Origin of the sequence: Myceligenerans indicum (assembly GCF_016742955.1) — a bacterium.
Classification (GTDB): Bacteria; Actinomycetota; Actinomycetes; order Actinomycetales; family Cellulomonadaceae; genus Myceligenerans; species Myceligenerans indicum.
In genome coordinates this window covers 125,652-147,692 of the sequence record NZ_JABBYC010000003.1, presented here as the reverse complement: position 1 = coordinate 147,692, position 22,041 = coordinate 125,652, and the positions used below count along the sequence as shown (strand labels likewise).

Here is a 22,041-nt window from a genome sequence, read left to right as displayed (position 1 = left end):
TCCCCATCCGGGTTTCCCCTCTGGGTGTCAGTGTCTCCTTGTAGGGTGAAGTCCGAATTCTTGGTGCGGACCCGATTAATCGGACAGGTCGGCAAACGGGTGGCGGGGAGCGCGCCCGGTCGATCGCGCCCATCACCACAACGCGGTAGTCGAGGAGGAGACTCGTGTCCCTGGTGTCACGCCTCATGGAGAACAAGCGCGCGGTCGCTTCGGTCGGTGTGGTCACGGTCTTCTCGGGTGCGCTCGTCGGCCTGGCGTTGTGGTACGACGGCGAGGCGACCGCGGAGGTGGTGCTCAACGACTCGGGCATCTGGGTGACCAGGGCCGGCCAGAGGGAGCTCGGCCGCTTCAACGTCGAGGCCTCCGCGATCGACGGCATCATGCAGACCGCCTCGACGAGTTTCGACGTGTCGCAGGACGGCGGGCGCGTTCTCCTGAAGGACGACGGGAACTCCGAGGCCAGCCCCGTCGACCCCGCTCACCTCGAGTTCGCCGGCGCCCTCGACCTGCCGGCCGGCGCGCAGGCGGCGTCGGGCGGCGCCACGACCGCCGTCTACGACGGCGAGTCGGGCCGGCTCTGGGTCCTTCCCTTCGACGGGGCGCAGGCCTTCGACGAGGAGGAGCTGGATCCCACCGCGGAGATCGGCAAGGACGGCGTGCTGGCCGTGGGTACCGACGGGACGGTGTACGTCGCGACGACGGCCGGCGACGCCGAGCTGACGAGCGTCCGCACGGGTCGGCGCGGCGCACCGGGTGAGGTCGAGACCGAGCGCCTCGACGTCCAGGAGGGCGCGAGCCTGCAGGTCTCCGCTGTCGGTGACCGGCCGGTGGTCCTGGACCGCACCGCGGAGACCCTGATCCTCCCCGGCGGTGACCAGATCCATGTCAGCGGTTTCGCCGAGGCGCAGCTGCAGCAGCCGTCGGGTCCGTCGGACACGGTGGCCGTCGCCACCGGTGACTCGCTGGTCAGCCAGCCGCTCGACGGCGGCGACGCGCTCACCCAGCACCGGTCGGGCCGGCCTGCCGCTCCGGTCCAGGTCGGCGGGTGCACCTACGGGGCCTGGTCGGGCTCCGGCGAGGTGATCCGCGACTGCCCCGGAACGGACTCCGACGCCCGGCAGGTCCTCGACGGGCTGTCGCCCGACGCGGTCCTGCAGTACCGCACGAACCGTGGCCGGATCATCCTGAACGACGTGATCGGTGGATATCTGTGGCTGCCCACGGACGACTACCGCAAGGTCGACGACTGGGACCAGAAGGACAACGAGAACGACGAGGGCGAGAAGTCCGACTCCGAGACGACCGTCTACACGCAGGTGGACCAGACGGTCGCCGATCGCGACCAGCCGAACAAGCCACCGCGGCCGAAGCCCGACGATCTCGGCGTCCGGCCCGGCCGCACGACGGTGCTCGACGTGCTCGGCAACGACATGGACCCCGATGGCGACGTCATGACGGCCTCGGTGGCCGGCGGTCCCGGCGAGGGCTCGAAGATCACCATCCACCGGGTGCTCGACGGGGCGGCCCTGCAGGCGGACGTTCCCCCGGACGCGAAGGGCACCATCACCTTCACCTACCAGGTCGACGACGGCCGCGAGAACGGCACCGCCGAGGCGGACGTCACCCTGAGGGTCCGCCAGCCGGACGAGAACGAGATCCCCGTGGAGCCGAGCATTCCGGGGCTCAAGGTCGCACAGGGGGGCACGGGCGAGATCAAGGTGCTGCCCTACTTCAAGGACCCCGACGGCGACGACCTCTTCCTCGCCCAGGCGACCACGCAGGACCCCGAGGACGACGTGCGCTTCCGGCCGGACGGCACGATCGAGTTCCTCGACGGCGGCCGAGCGACGGGCACCAAGGTCATCGACGTCACGGTCTCCGACGGGACCGGAGCGGCCACCGGGCGCGTCAACGTGTCCGTCGTCGCGGACGAGCGGCCCCCGCTCCCCGTGCAGGACCACGTGACGACCCTGGTGGGTGAGCCGGTCACGGTGCGTCCGCTGGAGAACGACTCGGACCCGAACGGTGACCGGCTCCGGCTGACGCACGTGGGGGACGCCGCGCCGGCCGAGATCACGATGTACCACACGGCGGGCACCTTCAGGTTCGTCAGCGAGGCCGCCGGTTCGTACGACATCCCCTACACCGTCAGCGACGGCCCCCAGACCGCGACCGGCCTGGTCCGGGTGGATGTCGTCGAACCGCCGAGCGACGCCGGCAAGCCGGTGGTGGTCACCGACCAGGTCCTGCTGCCCAAGGGCGGCGAAGGCCTCGTGGACGTGCTCGCGAACGACACCGACCCGGCCGGTGGTGTGCTCGTGGTCCAGGAGGTGGACGTTCCCGAGGACTCCGGCCTCACCGTCGCGGTGCTGGACCACCACGTCCTGAAGGTCACCGAGAACAGGCGCCTCGAGGCGGCCACGACCATCGGCTACACCGTGTCGAACGGCGAGGCCACGGCCCACGGACAGGTGCAGGTCGTGCCGATCCAGAGGACGGAGCGCCTCCGTCCGCCCGAGGCGGGAGCCGACGAGGTGGACGTGCACGTGGGGGACACGGTCACGATCCCGGTGCTGAAGAACGACTCGCACCCGGACGGCCTGCCGATCACGCTCGCCCGTGAACTGGCCGAGGAGCCCGACCCGAGCCTCGGCGAGGCATTCGTCTCCCAGGACGTGATCCGCTTCAAGGCGGGCGACGAGGCGGGCGTCGCGCATGCGGTCTACGAGGTCACGGACCCGAACAAGCAGCGCGGCTCGGCACAGATCACGATCAACGTGCGCGACGGCGACGAGAACACGGCACCGCAGCTTCCGGACGTGACCGCACGCGTCCTGCAGGGCGGAACGGTGCGGATCGACGTCCCCCTCGACGGCGTCGACCCCGACGGCGACTACACCATGCTGTCGGACATCGCCGGAGCTCCGACGATGGGACGCGCCCGGATCACCGACGGCTTCATCGACTTCGAGGCATCACCGGACGCGGAGGGGACGGACACGTTCACCTACACCGCGACCGACAGCCGGGGAGCCGTCGGCCTGGGAACCGTGCGGGTGGGAATCGCCCCGTCGCCGGAGACCAACCAGAAGCCGATCGCTCAGGACGACGAGACACTCGTGCGCCCGGACCGAACGGTGGCGATCGATGCGCTGGCGAACGACACGGACCCGGACGGGGACGAGATCGGCCTGGTGGAGTCCCTGTTCGCCAGCACCGGAGACCTCGACCCGCAGGTCGAGGACGACCAGGTGATCGTGACGGCACCGGGCAAGGCCGGCGAGCACCCCTTCTACTACGGGATCCAGGACTCCTACAAGGCGCGGGCGCAGGCTGCCATCACGGTCAAGGTCTCCCCGGACGCCCCGCTCCTGCCTCCGGTGGCGAACGACGACGTCCTCTCGATCCCCGACGTGGCGGGCAAGGACTCCGTCACTGTGGACGTGCTGGCCAACGACGTCGACCCCGACGGAGTGGCGTCCGAGCTCGAGGTGAGCACGGGAGCGCAGGACGCGACGCTGTCCGAGGACGGGAAGATCACGATCCCGGTGACCCCGGACCTGCAGATCGTCACCTACACCGTCACGGACATGGACGGGCTGGAGTCCAGCGCGTTCGTGCGGGTTCCCGGCGACGCGCTCACCCCGCATCTCAAGCCCGGCCTGGACCCGCTGGAGGCGACCAGCGGGGAGCCGCTGGAGATCGACCTGTTCGAGTACGTGGTGGTCGAGGAAGGGCGCAAGCCGCGCATCACGGAGGAGTCGAAGGTCAGCGCCGTCGACGGCTCGGTGACGGTGGAGGGGCCGACGAGCCTGACCTACCTCTCCGAGGACGACTACATCGGCCCGGCATCGGTGAGCTTCGAGGTGACCGACGGCGCCGGCGCCGAGGACCCCGAAGGACGCAAGGCCACGCTCACGCTCCCCATCGAGGTCAGGGCCACCGACAACCAGCCTCCGGAGATCAAGGGGAGCCCGGTGCTGGAGGTGCCGGCCGGTGAGGAGAACGCCGTCGATCTGGCGGCCTACGTCCGGGACCCGGAGAACGACACCCTGACGTTCGAGCTCAAGGGCGACGTCGAGGGGCTTTCGGCCTCCGTGCGCGCCGGCACCGTGACCGCCCAGGCGGAGCCGTCGGTCACCAAGGGCACGTCGCGGGTCATCCCGTTCACGGTGACCGACGAACACACCGATCCGGTCCCGGGCGAGCTGACCGTCAAGGTCGTGGCGTCGACGCGGCCGCTGGCCGTCACCGGCGAGGACGTCGTGGACAACGCGCACGAGGGTGTGGCCGAGCTCGTGGACGTCCTGGTCAACGACAACAACCCGTTCCCCGAGGTGCCGCTCGAGCTCGTCGGCGTCCCGGTCGTGGAGACGGGCAAGGGGACCGCGGAGTACCGCGGCGACCAGGTCGCCGTCCAGCCCGAGGAGGGCTTCCACGGCGCGATGCGGGTGAAGTACACGGTGCAGGACGCGACGAAGGATCCCGACCGGCAGGTCGACGGGGTGATCAACCTGACCGTGCTCGGAAAGCCGGAGGCGCCGCGTGCCCCCCGCGTGGAAGAGGTGCGGTCCGAGACCGTCGTGCTCAGCTGGGACGAGCCCAACAACAACGGCGCGCCCATCGAGAGCTACACGGTGACCTCGTCCCAGGGTGACGAGCAGCGGTGCCCCACGACGACGTGCACCGTCACGGGCCTGACGAACAACGTGACCTACACGTTCACGGTGCGCGCGGAGAACGAGGTGGGGCTCGGCGATCCCTCGCCGCAGTCGCAGGAGGCGCGTCCGGACGAGAAGCCGGACCAGCCCGCACCACCCCAGCTGGTGTTCGGCGACCAGTCGCTCGAGGTCTCGTGGACCAACAGGACGTACTCGGACCGTTCGCAGATCGAGTGCGTGAACCTGGAGATCTCGCCCGCGCCGCCGAACAGCGTCACCCAGAAGAGGTGTCTCGCGACGACGAGCACCACCTGGGAAGGTCTGGAGAACGGCACGGCGTACACGGTGCGGGTCCAGGCGAAGAACGAGGCCCCCGATCCGTCGGAGTGGTCCGACCCGTCCGCGCCCGAGGTGCCGGCCGGCCCCCCGGAGCAACCCGCGCCGCCCACCGCGACACGGGTGAACACGAACCTCGGCGGTCAGATCAACGTCAACTGGACCGCGCCCGCCAACAACGGCGACGCGATCAAGGACTACGACCTCGACGTGCTGGAGGGCGGTTCGACGGTCCGGACGCTCGAGGCGATCACCGGGACCAGCCAGACGGTGCAGAGCCTGGACCCGAAGAAGACCTACACGTTCCGGGTGCTGGCCCGGAACAAGGCGGGGGACTCCGAGAAGAGTGCGCAGTCGAACGCGGTCCAGCCCTACGGCACCCCGGACCGCCCTGCCGCCCCGTCGGCCTCGTTGATCCCCGGAGACACGAGCGGCAAGGCGAGCGTGACCTGGAGTGCTGTCGGCAGCTTCCGCGGCACGGGCGGCTACTACGAGGTCCGGTCCAGCCCGGCGACCAGCACCCGGCAGACCACGGGCACGACGATGACCTTCACCGGCCTGTCGAACGGGACCACGTACACGTTCAGCGTGCGGGCCTGCAACGACAAGGGCGCCTGCTCCGTGTGGTCAGGGGAGTCCAACTCCGTCAAGCCGTACACCACGCCCGGCACCCCGGGAGTGACCTGGTACAAGGACAGCGCCACCGACGGCCACTTCACCGTGCGCAACCCGGGATCGAACGGCGGCAGCGCCGTCACGAAGATCGAGTGGGTGCTGAGCGGTTCGCAGTCGGGTAGCGGGTCGAAGACGTCCGGCCCGTTCGACATCAACGTGAACGGCGGCTACGACAAGAACTACACACTCAAGGCACGTGCCTGCAACCAGGCGGGATGCGGAGCCTATGCGTCGGCCTCCGGATCCACCGACGCCGCCCCGAACCCCGCGGCACGAGTGGTGCACGGCTCGTCGGTGAGCAACTCCCAGTGCTCGGACGCGTCGTGCGCCTACTTCAAGATCAACTACAGCGACTTCCCGAGCGGCAACCACAGGGTGGAGTGCTGGGCGGGGACGAACCCGGACACGACCGGGTGGCACAACATCATCGACGGCAGCAGGAGCTCGGGCGGAGCCGGTCAGACCCTGAACTTCGGGGGCTCCGGGACGAAGCAGCTGAACTGCTACTACGGCTACCCGGGCACGTCGGTGGCCGTGGTGATCGACGGCACGAGGTACCAGTCGTCGTCGTGGTAGGCGGTCCTCCGCGCGGAAGCGGGGAGCGGCCGGCCGGGTCGAATGCCTGGCCGGCTCCCTCCCGCTGCCGAGCGGCGTCCGCCTTCGTGCGGGAGACACGTCCACGGCCGTGGAGCTCCCCGCGCATGGGGACAAGTCCCCATACGACTTTCCTGTTCGGGTGTCAGTACCCCCTTGTAGGGTGAACTCGGGAATCTGGCGGATGAACGAGATCATTCGGACAGGCGGGTCGGAAGCCGACAATGGGCCGTGCGGCCCAGCGCGTCCATGTCAGCCAAGTCCAACAGTCGAGGGGGAGCCTCGTGTCCTTGGTGTCACGACTCATGGAGAACAAGCGCGCCGTCGCGTCGACGGGTGTCGTGACGGTCTTCTCTGCTGCGGTCCTCGGCCTCGCGCTCTGGTACGACGGTGAGGCGACCGCCGAGGTGGTGCTGAACGACTCCGGGATCTGGGTGACGCGGGCGGGCCACGGCGAACTCGGCCGGTACAACGTCGATGCCCGGGCGATCGACGGCATCCTGGCGACGAACTCCACCAGCTTCGACGTCTCGCAGAACGCCGGCCGCGTACTCCTGGACGACGTCGGCCAGGGACAGGCAGGGCCGGTCGACCCGGCACACGTCCAGCTCGGCGGGACCCTCGCGGTGCCGTCCGGAGCGCTGGTGGCTTCCGGGGGCCCGGCGTTCGCGGTGTACGACCCGGCGGACGGGCGGCTGTGGGTGCTGCCGTTCGACGGCATGCTGGCGTTCGACGAGGACGAGCTCGACCCCACCGCGAAGGTCGGCACGGGAGGCGCGCTGGCCGTCGGCACCGATGGCACCGTGTACGTGGCCTCGCCCGCGGACGGCACGCTCACCTCGGTCGCCACGGGTGCCCAGGGTGCGCCCGGTGAGGTGGCCGAGGACTCGCTCGTCGTCGCCGCCGACGACGCGGACCTCCAGATCACCGCCGTGGGAGATCAGCCCGTCGTGCTGGACCGCAGCGGTGGGACGCTGATCCTGCCCGGCGGCAAGACGGTTCGTCCGGACGGACTGGCCGATGCGATGCTGCAGCAGCCTTCCCCAGCGGTCGACACGGTCGCCGTCGCAGGCACCGGCTTCCTGGTGAACCAGCCGCTCGGTGGCGGCGACGCGCTCAAGCAGCCCGCGTCAGGCAGGCCTGCCGCGCCGGTCCAGCTCGGTGGGTGCACCTACGGCGCCTGGTCGTCCACCGGTGAGGTGATCCGCGACTGCCCCGGCGTCGACGCCGACGACCGGCAGACTCTTGAGGGACTCCCGCCGAACGCGATCCTGCAGTTCCGGACCAACCGAGGTCATGTCGTCCTCAACGACGTGATCGGCGGTGGGCTCTGGCTCCCCACCGAGGACTACCGCAAGGTCGACGACTGGGAACTCAAGGAGAACGAGAGCGACGAGGGTGAGGAGACGGACTCGCAGGAGACCGTCCAGGAACTCGTGGACCAGTTCGTGGCGCCACGGGACCGGCCGAACCACCGCCCGGAGCCGAAGGACGACGACATCGGCGTGCGGCCCGGCCGTACGACGGTGCTCGACGTGCTGGGGAACGACGTCGATCCCGACGGCGACGTCATGACCGTCACCCTCGAGGGCGATCCGGCGGTGGGCGGCGACATCACGGTGCACGAGGTCCTCGACGGGAAGGCGCTGCAGGCGGACGTGCCTCCCGACGCGACCGGGACCGTCGGCTTCGAGTACACCGTCGACGACGGCCGCGAGGGCGGCACGGCCACGGCGAGCGTCGAGCTCACGGTCCACCCGATGGAGGAGAACGAACCTCCCGAGCAGAGCGGCGAGCCGGTGCTCAAGGTGGCGCAGGCGGGGACCGCCGGCGTGAACGTCCTGCCCTACTTCAAGGATCCGGAGGGCGACGACCTCTTCCTGTCGAACGCCACCACTGCCGACCCGGCCGACGAGGTGCGTGCGCGGCCGGACGGGCGGCTCGAGTTCCTCGACGGGGGCGGCGCGACCGGCCGCAAGATCGTGGAGGTCCAGGTGGCCGACGGCGAGGGGGGAGCTGCCCAGGGCCGCGTCCTCATCGACGTCGTGGCGCAGGAGGAGCCCCCGATCCCCGTCCAGGACCACGTCACGACCCTGGTGGGTGAGCCGGTGACGGCATGGCCCCTGCGCAACGACTCCGACCCGAACGGTGACAAGCTGCGGCTCGTCAACGTGACGGGGCCGGACGGGGTCGAGATCACGCCTGGCTTCACGGCCGGGAACTTCGCGTTCTACAGCGAGAAGCCCGGGTCGTACGACGTCACCTACCAGGTCTCGGACGATTCCGGCTCCTCGGTGGGGCTCGTCCGGGTGGACGTGCTCGAACCGCCCCGTGATGCCGGCAGGCCCGTGGTCGTCTCCGACCGTGTGCTCCTGCCTCAGGGCGGCGAGGGCCTGGTGGACGTGCTCGCGAACGACGACGACCCGGCCGGCGGCGTGCTCGTGGTCCAGTCGATCGAGGTGCCGGAGGAATCCGGGCTCACGGTCGCCGTGCTGGACCACAGCGTGCTGCGGATCACGGAGAAGCAGCGGCTCGGTGCGACCGTCACGCTGAACTACACGGCGTCGAACGGGAGCTCGACGGCGGAGGGCCAGGTCCAGGTGGTGCCGATTCCGACGTCGTCCCGCCTCCGGCCGCCGGAGGCGGGCTCCGACGAGGTGGACGTCCACGTGGGTGACACGGTGACGATCCCGGTCCTCAAGAACGACTCGCACCCCGACGGACTGTCGCTCGAGCTCGAGCCCGAGCTGGTGGAGGAGCCCGACGCCGCGAAGGGCGAGGCGTTCGTCTCCGAGGACGTCGTGCGCTTCAAGGCGGGCGACGAGGAGGGGGTGGCGCACGCCGTCTACGAGGTGACGGACCCGAACGGCCAGCGTGACTCGGCTCAGATCACCATCAACGTCAACGGCGACGAGAAGAACACCGCGCCCCAGCTTCCCGAGGTCACGGCACGTGTGCTCTCAGGCGGGACCGTGCGCGTGGACGTGCCGCTCGACGGCGCCGACCCGGACGGGGACCACGTCATGCTGTCGGACATCTCCGGTGCTCCGGCCAAGGGGCAGGCGCGGATCGTCGACGGGTTCATCGACTACCAGGCGTCCCCGGACGCCATCGGGACCGACGCCTTCACCTACCAGGCGACCGACAGCCGGGGAGCCGTGGGTGTCGGCCACGTACGGGTGGGCATCGCTCCGCTTCCGACGACGAACCAGAAGCCCGTCGCCGAGGACGACACGACGCTCGTCCGGCCGGGCCGCACCGTGGCGATCGACGCGCTGGCGAACGACTCCGATCCGGACGGCGACCAGATCGGCCTGGTCGAGTCCCTCTTCGGCAGTGCGGACCACCTCGACCCCCGTGTCGTCGACGACGAGGTCGTCGTCACCGCACCGGAGGAGGACGGCGAGCACCCCTTCTTCTACGGCATCCAGGACACGTACAAGGCCCGTGCCCAGGGGGCCATCACCGTCCAGGTCGACGACGAGGCTCCTCTGGAGCCGCCCGTCGCGCACGACGACGTCCTCGCCGTGCCCGACGTGGTGGGCAAGGAGTCCGTCACGGTGGATCTCCTGGCGAACGACGTGGACCCGGACGGTGTGGCCGCCGACCTCGCGGTGGAACTGGAATCCCCGGCCGAGGGCCTCATGCTGTCCCAGGACGGGAAGCTCTCGATCGAGGTGCAGCCGGACCTGCAGATCATCACCTACACGGTCACCGACATGGACGGACTGACCTCCAGCGCGTTCGTCCGCGTTCCCGGCGACGAGCTGACCCCGCATCTCCGGCCAGGACTCGAACCGGTCGTGGTCCACGCCGGAGAGCCGAAGGACCTCGACATCGCGGACTACGTCGTGGTCGAGGAGGGCCGTGAGCCGCGGATCACCGAGGAGTCCACGGTCAGCGGTGTCGAGGGTGCCGTCGAGGTCACGGGCCTCACGGGGATCACCTACACGGCCAAGGAGGACTACGCGGGGCCGGCGTCGGTCAGCTTCGAGGTGACCGACGGCGACGGGCCGGACGATCCGGACGGCCGCAGGGCGACCCTGACCCTGCCCCTCGAGGTCAAGCCCACGAACAACCAGCCACCGGAGTTCCGCGGAGTTCCGCGGCTGGAGGTGCCCGCCGGCGACGAGGGCGCGGTCGACCTCGCGGCATACGTCAACGACCCGGAGAACGATCCGCTCACGTTCGAGGTCAGGAGCGGGGGCGAGGGGCTGGCACTGTCCGTCGAGGGCAGCACCGTGACCGCACAGGCCGATCCCTCGGTCGCGAAGGGGGCGTCCTCCACGGTCGACATCAGCGTGACCGACGGCAGGACGGACCCGGTCGAGGGCGAGCTCATTGTCGCCGTCGTGGCGTCCACCCGGCCGCTCCCGGCCACCGGTGAGGACCGCGTGGACGACGCCCACCAGGGTGTGGCGACCCGTGTGGCCGTCCTGGTGAACGACACCAACCCGTTCCCGGAGACCCCTCTCGAACTCGTCGGCGTGCCGCAGGTCGAGGCGGGCGACGCGACCGTGGACTACAGCGGGGACCAGGTCGTGGTGACGCCCGACGCGAACTTCCATGGCCTCATGCGGGTCCGGTACACCGTGCAGGACGCCACGGGGGATCCGGACCGCCAGGTGGACGGGTTCATCAAGCTCACCGTTCTCGGCAGGCCGGAGGCGCCCCGGCCGCCGCGCGTCGAGGAGGTGCGCTCCGAGACCGTCGTCCTGACCTGGGACGAGCCCAACAACAACGGCGCCCCCATCACGGGCTACACGGTGACCTCGTCCCGGGGGGACGAGCGGGCGTGCCCCACGACCACCTGTACGGTGAGCGGCCTGACCAACGACGTGACGTACACGTTCACGGTCCAGGCGGAGAACGAGGTGGGCCTGTCGCCGGCGTCGCCTCCGTCGCAGCAGGCACGTCCCGACCAGAAGCCGGACCAGCCGGCCCCGCCGCAGCTCGAGTTCGGCGACGAGTCGCTCACCGTGAAGTGGACGAACACCAAGTACTCGGATCGTTCGCCGATCCAGTGCGTCAACCTGGAGATCTCACCGGCGCCGCCGAACGGCACGATCCACAAGCCGTGCCTCCCCGGCACCAGCACCGTCTGGGAGGGGCTGGAGAACGGTACGTCCTACACCGTGCGTGTGCAGGCCAGGAACGCCGCCCCCGACCCGTCCGAGTGGTCCGACCCGTCGGCGCCGGAGGTTCCGGCGGGGCCGCCGGCGCGCCCCGCCGCCCCGACCGCCACCCGGGTCAACACCGTGCTCGGCGGCCAGGTCAGCGTGAGGTGGACGGCTCCGGCGGACAACGGCGACGCGGTCAAGCTCTACCACCTGGACGTCCTCGAGTCCGGTTCGGTCCGGCGCACCCTCGAGGTGTCGGGCACCAGCCAGACCGTGGAAGGCCTGGACACGAAGAAGGACTACACCTTCCGGGTGACGGCCGAGAACAAGGCGGGGAAGGGCGAGACCAGCCCGCAGTCCGGCAGGGTGACGCCGTACGGGACGCCACCGCGGCCGGCCGCGCCGACGGCGTCGCTGGGCAGCACCACGAGCGGCCAGGCAGACGTGACGTGGACCGACGTCGGCGACGTGCGCGGCACCGGCAAGTACTACCAGGTGCGGCGCAACGGCTCGGGGACCGTCTCGGTCGGGAACACGACCTCGTACACGTACCGGGGGCTGACGAACGGCACCACCTACACGTTCCAGGTGCGGGCGTGCAACGACTACGTCTGTTCGGCCTGGTCCACGGAGTCCAACGCGGTGAAGCCGTACACGACGCCCGGCACGCCGCGGATCTCCTGGACCAAGTCGGCCTCGACCGGTGGCTACTTCACCGTGCGCGAGCCGAGCTCCGACGGCGGCCGCCCGGTGCAGCGGATCGAGTGGTCGATCTCGGGCTCGCGCAACGACAGCGGCACGAAGACCACCTGGCCGTTCGACATCGGTGTGACGGGCGGCTACGGCAAGAGCTGGACCGTCAAGGCGCGTGCCTGCAACGCGGCCGGATGCGGGGCCTATGCCACGAAGAAGGCCAGCATCGCCGACCTCAAGGTCTGGGTGACGTCGTCCAGCAACGGTCCCAGCTGCGGCGAGGTCTGCAAGTACTGGGTCGTCAACTGGCAGAACCTCCAGGGCAGCCACGAGGTCGCCTGCTGGGCCGGGGACACGACGGCCAACGACGGGCCGAAGGCGTGGCATGACATCCACGAGCCGCACCCGACGACCTGGTCCGGTGTCCCGGCCGCCAACAAGTACGACATCAGCGGTGCCAGCGGATCGAAGCAACTGCCGTGCTACATGGGCAGAAGTTACAACGGCACCCAGGTCGCGATGTATGTCGACGGAGTCAGATATACCGTCTCCACCTGGAATGTCTGAGATCGGGCGGGGAGAACCCCGCACGCGGCCCCACTCGAATCACGCTCCCATGACGCAAGAAAGCAGGAACACATGAGTACGATGACGCCGGAACAGGCGGCCTGGTTCGCGCAGACCTTCGACCGTCTGGTCGGCAACGTCGGGCAGGCGGTGCTGGGCAAGTCCCAGGTCATCCGGCTGGCACTGACCTGCATGCTCGCCGAGGGTCACCTGCTGCTGGAGGATGCCCCCGGCACCGGGAAGACGGCCATGGCCCGCGCGATCGCGGCCTCCGTCCAGGGCACGCACAACCGCATCCAGTTCACGCCCGACCTCCTGCCGTCGGACGTCACGGGCGTCACCATCTACGACCAGAACACCGGCAAGTTCGACTTCCACCAGGGGCCGATCTTCGCGTCCATCGTCCTGGCCGACGAGATCAACCGTGCCTCGCCGAAGACGCAGTCCGCGCTGCTCGAGGTCATGGAGGAGGGCCACGTCACCGTCGACGGCGTGCGGCACAGCGTGGGCAACCCGTTCATGGTCATCGCCACGCAGAACCCGATCGAGCAGGCCGGCACCTACCGGCTGCCCGAGGCCCAGCTCGACCGGTTCCTCATGAAGACCTCCGTGGGCTATCCGGACCACGCCTCCACGGTCGAGATCCTCACCGGCGCCTCGGTGAAGGACCGCAGCCAGGGGCTCCAGCCACTGATCACCACCAAGGCCGTCACGGAGATGTCGGCGCTGGCGCACGCCGTCTACACCGACACCGCCGTGCTGGAGTACGTCTCGCGCCTCGCCGAGGAGACCCGCAACGCCCCCGAGGTCCGCATCGGCGTCTCCGTCCGCGGAGCCCTCGCGCTCGTGCGCTGCACCAAGGTGTGGGCGGCCGTGCACGGCCGCAACTACGTGCTGCCCGACGACGTGAAGGACCTGGCCCAGCACGTGTGGGCACACCGTTTCGTGCTCGACCCGGAGGCGGAGTTCGCCGGCGCGCAGCCGGACATCATCCTGGGCCGCATCCTCTCCGACGTCGCCGCCCCGCAGGAGCGTGTGACGGCATGACGGCGACGGCGACCCGGCCGCCCGTCACCACCAGCGCGACGTCGCGGCCGGGCTACGGGAAGCGGACGGAGACCCCCGGCGGCCGACGGGCGCGTGGCGCGGGCCTGCGGCGTGCCGCACGCCGTGGCCGGCTGGCGTTCTCCGGCGTGATCGGACGCGGACTGTCCCGCGTGCGCGCGTGGCTCCGTCCGCTCACCGAGGCATTCAGCGGCTTCGGTCTCGCGGTGCTGGTCACGGCCGTGGCGGCGTGGGTGGCCGGCCTGCTGCTCTCCTGGGTCGAGGTACTGATCGCGGCCGTCCTGCTGACGGTGACCCTGGTCGCGGCGAGTGCGTTCGTGCTCGGGAAGTTCCGGTACACCGTGGTGCTCGACCTGGCCCAGCGGCGCGTGACCGTCGGCGACCGCGCCGTCGGTCGCCTCGACGTGCGCAACGAGGCGCGGCGGCCGGTACTGCCCTCGGTCATGGAGCTTCCGGTCGGAACCGGGACCGCGGCCTTCCCGGTCCCGCGCCTGCGCGGCGGCGGCTCGCACGAGGAGATCTTCACGATCCCGACGAGGCGTCGCAGCGTGATCAGGGTGGGTCCGGTCAAGTCCGTGCGTGCCGACCCGCTCGGACTGCTGCGCCGCGAGGTCACCTGGACCGAGCCGGAGGAACTGTTCGTGCACCCCCAGGTGAAGAACCTGATGGGATCGAACACCGGTTTCTTCAAGGACCTCGAGGGCCGCGTCACCCAGGACCTCTCCAACTCGGACGTGTCCTTCCACGCACTGCGCGACTACGTGCCCGGCGACGACCGCCGCCACATCCACTGGAAGACCACGGCGCGCACCGGGCAGCTCATGGTCCGCCAGTTCGAGGAGACGCGACGCTCGCACCTGGCGGTGCTGCTGAGCACGCGGGCCGCGGACTACGCGGGCGAGGAGGAGTTCGAGCTCGCGGTCAGCGTCTGCGGTTCGCTGGGCCTGCAGGCGATCCGTGAGGACCGGGGCGTCACCGTGATGGTGAACGACGCCGGCAACCTGCGCGGTGACCACCGCACCCGGCTGCTGGACGACCTCTCGCGGATCGAGCTGACCTCGACGAGGACCACGCTCGCCGACCTCGCCCGCATCGCCGGCACCACGGTGAACGACGCCTCGGTGATGTCCTTCGTCACGGGGAGCCTCGTCACGCCGACCGAGCTGCGCTCGGCCTCCGCACGCCTCCCGGCCGGCGTGCAGGTGATGGCGATCCAGTGCGTGCCCGGGGCCTCGCTGTCCCGGCACGCCATCGCCGAGCTCGGCGTCCTGACGCTCGGCAAGCTCGGCGACCTGCCGCTCGCACTGCGAAAGATGAGTGAGGGATGAGCCACGACGAGACCACCCGCGGCGGAGCGCGCCGCGGGATCAACCCGGACGGCAGCAGGCCGACCGGTCTCACCGGGTCGAGGACCCGGGGCGGCGGCACCACCCGCCGCGCCGCCGACGCGCGCCCGCGCGCGGCGACGACGGGCGCAGGGTTCGACCTGGGCGCCATCGCCGCGATGTGCGGGGTCGTCGTGCTGGGCTTCGGCCCCGTCTGGGGCGCGCCGGGGTACCTGGTGCCCGCGATCGGCGGCACCGTGCTCGGCCTGGCCATCGCCTGGCTGAGCGCATGGCGCCGCTGGCCGGCCGTGACCGTGGCGGCGCTCGCCGTCCTCGGCTATCTGCTGTTCGGCGCCGTGCTCGCCCTGCCGCGTGATGCGATCGGCGGGGTCCTCCCGAGCCCGACCACCCTCCAGGATCTGCTGCTCGGCGCCGTCCAGGGCTGGAAGGCGTTCGTGACGACCGTTCCGCCGCTGGGCTCGTTCCCCGAACTGGCCGTCGTGCCGTACCTGATGATGCTGGTCGTGGCGCTCGTCGCGGCGACGATCGCGTTGCGTGCCCGGCATGCCGCCTGGGCGATGCTGCCGATCATCGTGGGATTCGCCGGGGTCATCCTGCTCGGCACCCTGGAGACGGCGCTGCCCGTCGTGCAGGGTCTCGTGCTCGCGGTGGTCGGGCTGTTGTGGGGTGGAGTCCGTGCGATGGGTGCCAGGGTGGGCACCCACGCGATCAGCACCGAGCAGAGCCGTGAGGCCACGCGCCGACTGGCCTGGTACCGGGTGCGCACGGGTGCGGTCATCCTGGGCGTCGCGGCCGCGGCCGCCGGCTTCGCCGGCCCGGCACTGCTGCCGGACGCTCCGAGGACGGTGCTGCGCGAGGAGATCGTGCCGCCGCTCGACCTGCACGAGTTCTCGACGCCGCTCGCCTCCTTCCGGCACTACGCCAAGGACGAGAAGGAGACCGACATCCTCAGCGTCACGGGCTTGCCGGAGGGTGCCAGGATCCGCCTGGCCACGCTCGACGAGTACGACGGCGTGGTGTACGACGCGGCGGGTGAGGGTGGCGCGACGGGCGTGTTCACGCGCGTGGGCCGCGAGATCGTCACGGCTGCGCGGGGCACCCGGGCAACGGTCGCCGTGACCTCGCTCGACTACCGCGACGTGTGGGTGCCGGAGACGGGCGACCTGACGGGGGTCACGTGGACGGGCGCACGCGCCTCGAACCAGGACGCGGGCACCTACTACGACAGCGAGACGGAGACCGCCGTGACGCTCGCGGGCGTGCAGCCGGGCGACAGCTACGAGTTCGACGCCCTGCTCACCACGCCTCCGTCGGAAGAGGACCTGGCCCGCGCCACGGTGTCCGACGTCGAGCTTCCCACGACCGAGAGGGCGGCACTCCCGGCGAACGTGCCTGCCAAGGCCGCGCAGTACGTCGGCGAGAAGACCGAGCCGGCCGAGAAGCTCTTCCTCATCAGGGACGCCCTGGAGGCGGACGGCATCCTCTCCAGCGGCCTGGAGGGGCAGCCGCAGTCGCGCCCCGGCCACGGCGCCGCGCGCATCGACCACCTGCTCGACCAGAAGAAGATGGTCGGTGACGAGGAGCAGTTCGCCGTGGTCTTCGCCCTCCTCGCACGGCAGGTGGGTATTCCCGCGAGGGTGGTCATGGGGTTCGTCGAGGACGAGGACTCCGACCGGTCCGCGGGCGAGGAATGGGTGGTACGCGGTAAGGACGTGCACGCCTGGATCGAGGTGCCGTTCGAGGGGTACGGCTGGGTGCCGATCGACGTGGACCCGGACGAGGACACGAAGATCCAGCCCGAGCCGCGGACGCAGACCCTGCCCAAGCCGCCGGTGCTGCAGCAGCCCGAGCCCCCGGAGGAGCCGGAGCAGAACAAGGCCGGCAGCGTGGACGACGAGGACCAGGACGAGGCCGAGAACGAGGCCTTCGACTGGGCGATGCTCCTGACCGTCGTGCTCGCGGTGGCGATCCCGCTGGCACTGGTGCTGCTTCCGATCCTGCTGATCCTCGCGCACAAGGCGCGCCGCAGGACCCGGCGGCGCACCGCCGGCGAACTGGCCGACCGCTTCAGCGGCGGCTGGCATGAGGTGGTGGACGCGGCGACCGACATGGGCACGTCCGTGCCGCGGTCCGCGACACGGCGCGAGGGCGCGGGGCTTATCGCGACAAAGCATGAGACACCCGGCACACTGATGCTCGCACACCGGGCCGATGCCACGGTGTTCAGCGGGAGCCAACCGACACAGGACGAAGTCGACACCTTCTGGGAGGAGGTGGACACCGTCCTCGGCGGCCTACGCTCATCCGTGGGCACCCGGCAGAGGATCGCCGCGGCGCTGTCCCTGCGCAGCGTTCGCGCGCGCATGGCGGGTGGACGCGGAGTCACGGGCGTCCTGCATGACCTGGTGAAGCAAGGCTCGAAGGAGAACCGATGACGGACGTGGTGTGCGGTGGCTGCCTCTCGCGCCAAGCCGCGGGGACGCAGTACTGCGGGGTGTGCGGACGCGAGTTCCCTCCTCCTGGCGGGCCCGCGGCCGAGCAGCAGCCTGGGCCGTGGAGCGCTGTCCGGCAAGGTGCGGGCGGAGGCTATGCCGCGCCCCCGGGCGGGCAGGATCCTCCGTTCCACCATGGTGTGGCGGGCCCCGACGACGTCTTCCAGACGGGTACGGTACGGGCGGTCCACGACCGGACCCCGGCAGCCGAGGAGCCGGGGCCGGTGTTCGCGCACGTCGGCAGGCGGATCGTCGCGGTCCTGCTCGACGGCGCCGTCGGAGCCGTGCTCTTCTCCACCGTGTACGGGATCGCCTTCCTCCTCGCGCAGCCGCCCGAGGGCGTGATCGCCATCGACGAGAACGAGCAGCGCGCGATGGCCACCACGCTGGTCGCGGGTCTCGTCGTCGGTTTCGGTCTCATGTTCGCGTGGAACCTGGCCATGTGGATCTGGGCGGGCCGGTCCGGAAGGACGTTCGGCAACGTCGCGCTCGGGATCCGCACGGTCTCGGCCGCCGACGGGCAGCCCATCGGTTTCTGGCGCGTCGTCCTACGGGTGCTGGTCGTCGGCGCCGGAGGCCTGGTCTGCGGTGTCGGCGCCTGGGTGGTGCTGCTCAGCCCCCTGTGGGACAAGGGTGGTCGCGTGCAGGGCTGGCACGACAGGGCGGCCGGCGCCGTGGTCGTCGACGCCAGGAAGAAGCCCGCGCCCGTGGTGGAGGGCTTCGATCCCGACTCCCGTCCGCACGCGCCCCCGCGTCCGGGCGCGCCGCGTCCCGGAGGGCCGGGCCGCGGCGCTCCGGTGCCCGGCGCTCCCGTGCCGGGGACACCGCCGACGTCGGCCGGCCAGGCGAGCCCAGGCGCCCTGCGGGCGGCCGGGCAGGCCCATTCGGCTGCCTCGTCCGCGGGCCAGGCGCCCGCCGGCCCCGCGCTGCCTGCCGGTCGGCAGCCGGCGGCCTCGTTCACGCCGGGCGGTCCGGCAGCCCCGGCCCAGCCGGATCCCTGGTCGTTCCCCGGCGCGTCGTCGGGCGAGGGACTGATCACGGACGTGCCCGGAGGCGCGGCCGGTCAGGCCCCGTCCGTACAGCCCGGCGGGCCGGGCCAGGACGTCCCGGCCTGGCAGCGGCCCGGACAAGCTCCCGCCCGGCCGCAGCAGCCGATGTCTCCCGGGGCACCGCCGTCGTCCCCGCCTGCTGACGCGCCGACGACGGCGGCAGCCTCCACGCCGTCGCCGCCCGCGACACCCAGCTCGCCGCGGCCGATCACCGCCGCGAACACCATTCCGGATCATCCGGTGCCGGAGACGTCGCCCTACCCCCCGATCTCGCAGCCGCAGCGGCGCGACTCCCAGCCGACCCGTGCGGTCGGGATCGACGGCCCCGGGCAGCGAAGGGGCTCCTCAGGTCAGGCGCGGGCGGAGCGGTACGGAGCCGGCGGGTTCCCCGACCCGGACACCCGCATGGATCAGCTGTCGGACCAGACGATGATGCAGTCGCCCACCGCCTCGGGCGGGGCGATGGACCCTCCGCCGGTGCTGGGTGCCGTGCTGGAGCTGGAGTCGGGCGAGAGAGTCCAGGTGGCCGGTCCCACCCTGGTGGGCCGCAACCCGCAGGCACCGGGCGGCTCGGGCGTTCGCCTCGTCCAGATTCCCGACCCGACCCGTTCCGTGTCCAAGAACCATGCGGAGCTCGGCGTGGACTCGGCGGGTCTGTGGCTCACGGACCGGGGCTCGACGAACGGGACCGTGGTGTCCGTGCCGGGCCTGCCTCCCCGGGTCGCGGAGGCCGGGGCCCGGGTGCGGGTCCCCGTCGGGTCGACGATCCACTTCGGCGACCGGCGCGTCGTCGTCCATCCGGGGACGCGGGGGTGAGCTCCGACAACCGGCCGTCGCTGATGTGGGGTGCCGCATCGGACCGCGGCCGGCGACGCAAGCTCAACGAGGACGCCTACCTGGCCGAGAACGGCGTGTTCCTGGTCGCCGACGGAATGGGCGGGCACGACGCCGGGGACATCGCCAGCGCGACCGCGCTGGGCGCCCTGAGCTTCCTGCTCGAGGCGGAGACGATCGAGCCGGAGCTCGTCGACGTCCTCGTGGACGTCGCGCAGAAGGAAGTGCGGGCCATCGAGACCGGTCCCAAGGGCCGCAGCGCCGGCACCACGCTGACCGGCGCGGTGCTGGCCTACGTCGACGGTGTTCCGTACTGGCTGCTGGTCAACGTCGGCGACTCGCGGACCTACCTTCTCTCGAACGGCGAGCTGGAACAGATGAGCGTGGACCACTCGGAGGTCCAGGAGCTCGTCGACGCCGGCGTGCTCACGGCCGAGGAGGCGCGGCATCATCCCCGGCGCAACGTGATCACCCGGGCGCTCGGCGGGCCTGACGACCCGGACGCGGATTTCCGGTATGTTCCGGTCGAGGCACATGAGCGGATTCTCGTCTGTTCCGACGGGCTCACGGCCGAGCTGGACGACGAACAGATCCGCGAGATCCTGCTCGCCTTCCCGGACCCGGGGACGGCCGCGCAGGAACTGGTTGCCTCCGCTCTCGAAGCGGGCGGCCGCGACAACGTGACGGTGCTGGTCGTGGACGTCACGGGAGTGCCGCACGACACGGACGGCGCCACAGCGGAGCGCGACTGTGACATGGTGCCGGGCGGCCGGCGCCTGATGGAAGACACGCAACCACGAAACGGCGGATGACCGAGACGCCGGAGGGACCGAGATGACTGTGCACTACACCGAGGGACCTGCCCGCGCGGTGATCCGAGGGGAGACCGTGGTGGTACTCCCCGGCCAGGCCGATGCCGGCCTGCTGGCCGAGCTCTGGACGGAGCTGGCCGCCGCCTCCGACGGTGTCGCGGCCGCCCTCGGCGTGCTCACGTCGGTTCCGGGCGGCCTGCGCGCCGTGCCACCGTTCGCCGTCGTCTCCGTCCAGTCCACGGGCGCCGCGCATGTGGCCGTCCGGGGTTCGGGCGTGGGGGTGGCCGTGGCGACGCCCGCGGGGTCCGTGCAGGTGACGGGACAGGACGTCGTGTCCTGGTCCGAGCGCGTCATCGAGGAGCCGACGTCGTTCGTGGCGGCGCTGTCGACGGCCTCGACCACGTCCGGGGCGGCCGGTCCTGGCGGTCTGCCGGTCGAGTCGGCCGTGGTGCCGGTCGAGTCGGTCCACCGGGAACTCGTCGCCGGTGCCCTGTCGGCCGCAGCCCCCGGTCCGGCTGCCGCGAAGCAGGACGAGGTCTCCGGTCTCGAACAGATCCCCGAGGTGCCGGGCGTCTCGCCGGTCCCGCCCCCACCTCCGGCCCGGACCGAGCCCGCGGCGGGTGCCGGGGCCCTTCCGGCCTCGTCGTTCGCCGGGCCGGCCGTCCCGCCGCCGTCGGACAGCCCCGTGCCCGAGGCGACCAAGGTCGGCGGTGACGACGAGTACGAGCATCTGTTCGGCGAGACGATCATGCGCAGCGTCGAGGATGCCGCGGTGCGCATCTCGGAGGACGACGAGGAGGAGGACGAGAGCCCGGGAGGACCGAGCCCGGACCCGTCCGCCCCGGTCGCTGCGCCCGTGGCTTCCCCTGGCGCGCCCGAACCGGCCGTTCCGTCCGAGGCGCCGGAGCCCACGCCCCCGGCGGCCGTCTCGGGAGCGGTCCCTGGACCGGGCGACGAGCCGAGCCGTCCCGCCGGGGAGCCGGGCCTGATCTCCGCGATCCCGGGAGCCCTCCCGGGCTCCCCGGTATCGGCGACCGGCGGCACTCCGGCCGCCGCGCACCGCGCCGCGGCCGTGAGCGGCGTGGAGCAGGAGGAGCCGGACGACCACGACGGCCACACGGTCATGCAGTCCGATCTGGCAGCCCTGCGAGGTTCGAGCGGTCCTCTGCCGGGTGCTTCCGCACCAGGCGGTCCGCCGGTCTCGGGCGGCGTCCAGATCCTTGCCGTGAGCTGCCCGAACGGTCACGCCAACCCGCCGTCGAGGCCGACCTGCCGCACCTGTGGCGAGCCGCTGGCCGGCGAGCCGTCGACCGCCGCGCGCCCACCGCTGGGGCGGCTCGTGGTCACCACCGGGTCGGCGCAGACCGGTGCCGACGGAGTACGCGGCGAGCAGATCGTCCAGCTGGACCGGGCGGTGATCGTGGGACGAAGGCCGCGGACCGCGACCACGTCCGCCTCGGAGATTCCGCGACTCGTGACGGTGTCGAGTCCCAACCAGGACATCTCGCGCTCACATCTGGAGATCTCGCTCGAGGAGTGGCACGTCCTGGTGGCGGACATGGCCACGACGAACGGCACCACACTCCTCCGTCCTGGTCAGCCGCCACGCCGCCTCCATCCGAACGAGAAGGAGATCGTGGCGGACGGTGACGTGGTCGATCTGGGCGACGGCGTCACCCTCACCTTCGAGGGGATCTGGTGAATCTCCGGATCCCGCGCTGAACGCACGGTATGTGTGGGTCCGCGCCCCAGAACCCACCATCGCGGTGCATTCGACGAAGTCTGACATGAAAGGAA

The 22,041-nt window shown here is 71.2% G+C and carries 8 protein-coding genes; all 8 read left to right on the top strand.

All coding sequences use genetic code 11. From position 1 onward, the window contains the following. The first annotated feature begins 164 nt into the window (after positions 1 to 164). The 8 genes from HGK34_RS04005 to HGK34_RS03970 all read left to right on the top strand — a co-directional run bounded on the left by HGK34_RS04005 (position 165) and on the right by HGK34_RS03970 (position 21,946). Positions 165 to 6,248 carry an Ig-like domain-containing protein gene (locus HGK34_RS04005; RefSeq protein ID WP_307815726.1) on the top strand — a complete coding sequence of 2,028 codons (6,084 nt, stop codon included), beginning with the start codon at positions 165 to 167 and terminating at the stop codon, positions 6,246 to 6,248. 323 nt (positions 6,249 to 6,571) lie between these two features. Next, positions 6,572 to 12,646, top strand: coding sequence for an Ig-like domain-containing protein (locus HGK34_RS04000; protein WP_201845272.1), 6,075 nt, complete (start codon positions 6,572 to 6,574; stop codon positions 12,644 to 12,646). A 72-nt stretch (positions 12,647 to 12,718) separates the two neighbouring features. Beyond that, positions 12,719 to 13,693: an AAA family ATPase gene (locus HGK34_RS03995; RefSeq protein WP_201845271.1), complete on the top strand. Its 975-nt coding sequence runs from the start codon at positions 12,719 to 12,721 to the stop codon at positions 13,691 to 13,693. Further along, on the top strand, positions 13,690 to 15,039 hold the full coding sequence (locus HGK34_RS03990; RefSeq protein ID WP_201845270.1) for a DUF58 domain-containing protein: 1,350 nt from the start codon (positions 13,690 to 13,692) through the stop codon (positions 15,037 to 15,039). Before HGK34_RS03995 ends, HGK34_RS03990 begins: the two co-directional genes overlap by 4 nt. After that, entirely contained in the window at positions 15,036 to 17,492 is a 2,457-nt protein-coding gene (locus HGK34_RS03985; protein ID WP_201845269.1) for a transglutaminase TgpA family protein, read from the top strand. Before HGK34_RS03990 ends, HGK34_RS03985 begins: the two co-directional genes overlap by 4 nt. Next, positions 17,489 to 19,414, top strand: coding sequence for an RDD family protein (locus HGK34_RS23125; protein WP_201845268.1), 1,926 nt, complete (start codon positions 17,489 to 17,491; stop codon positions 19,412 to 19,414). Before HGK34_RS03985 ends, HGK34_RS23125 begins: the two co-directional genes overlap by 4 nt. Further along, positions 19,411 to 20,244, top strand: coding sequence for a PP2C family protein-serine/threonine phosphatase (locus tag HGK34_RS03975; RefSeq protein WP_307815725.1), 834 nt, complete (start codon positions 19,411 to 19,413; stop codon positions 20,242 to 20,244). The genes HGK34_RS23125 and HGK34_RS03975 overlap by 4 nt, the downstream gene beginning before the upstream one ends. A gap of 22 nt (positions 20,245 to 20,266) precedes the next feature. Further along, the gene (locus HGK34_RS03970; RefSeq protein WP_201845267.1) at positions 20,267 to 21,946 is read left to right on the top strand and encodes an FHA domain-containing protein; all 1,680 of its coding nucleotides are present in this window, start codon (positions 20,267 to 20,269) and stop codon (positions 21,944 to 21,946) included. Positions 21,947 to 22,041: the final 95 nt, after the last annotated feature.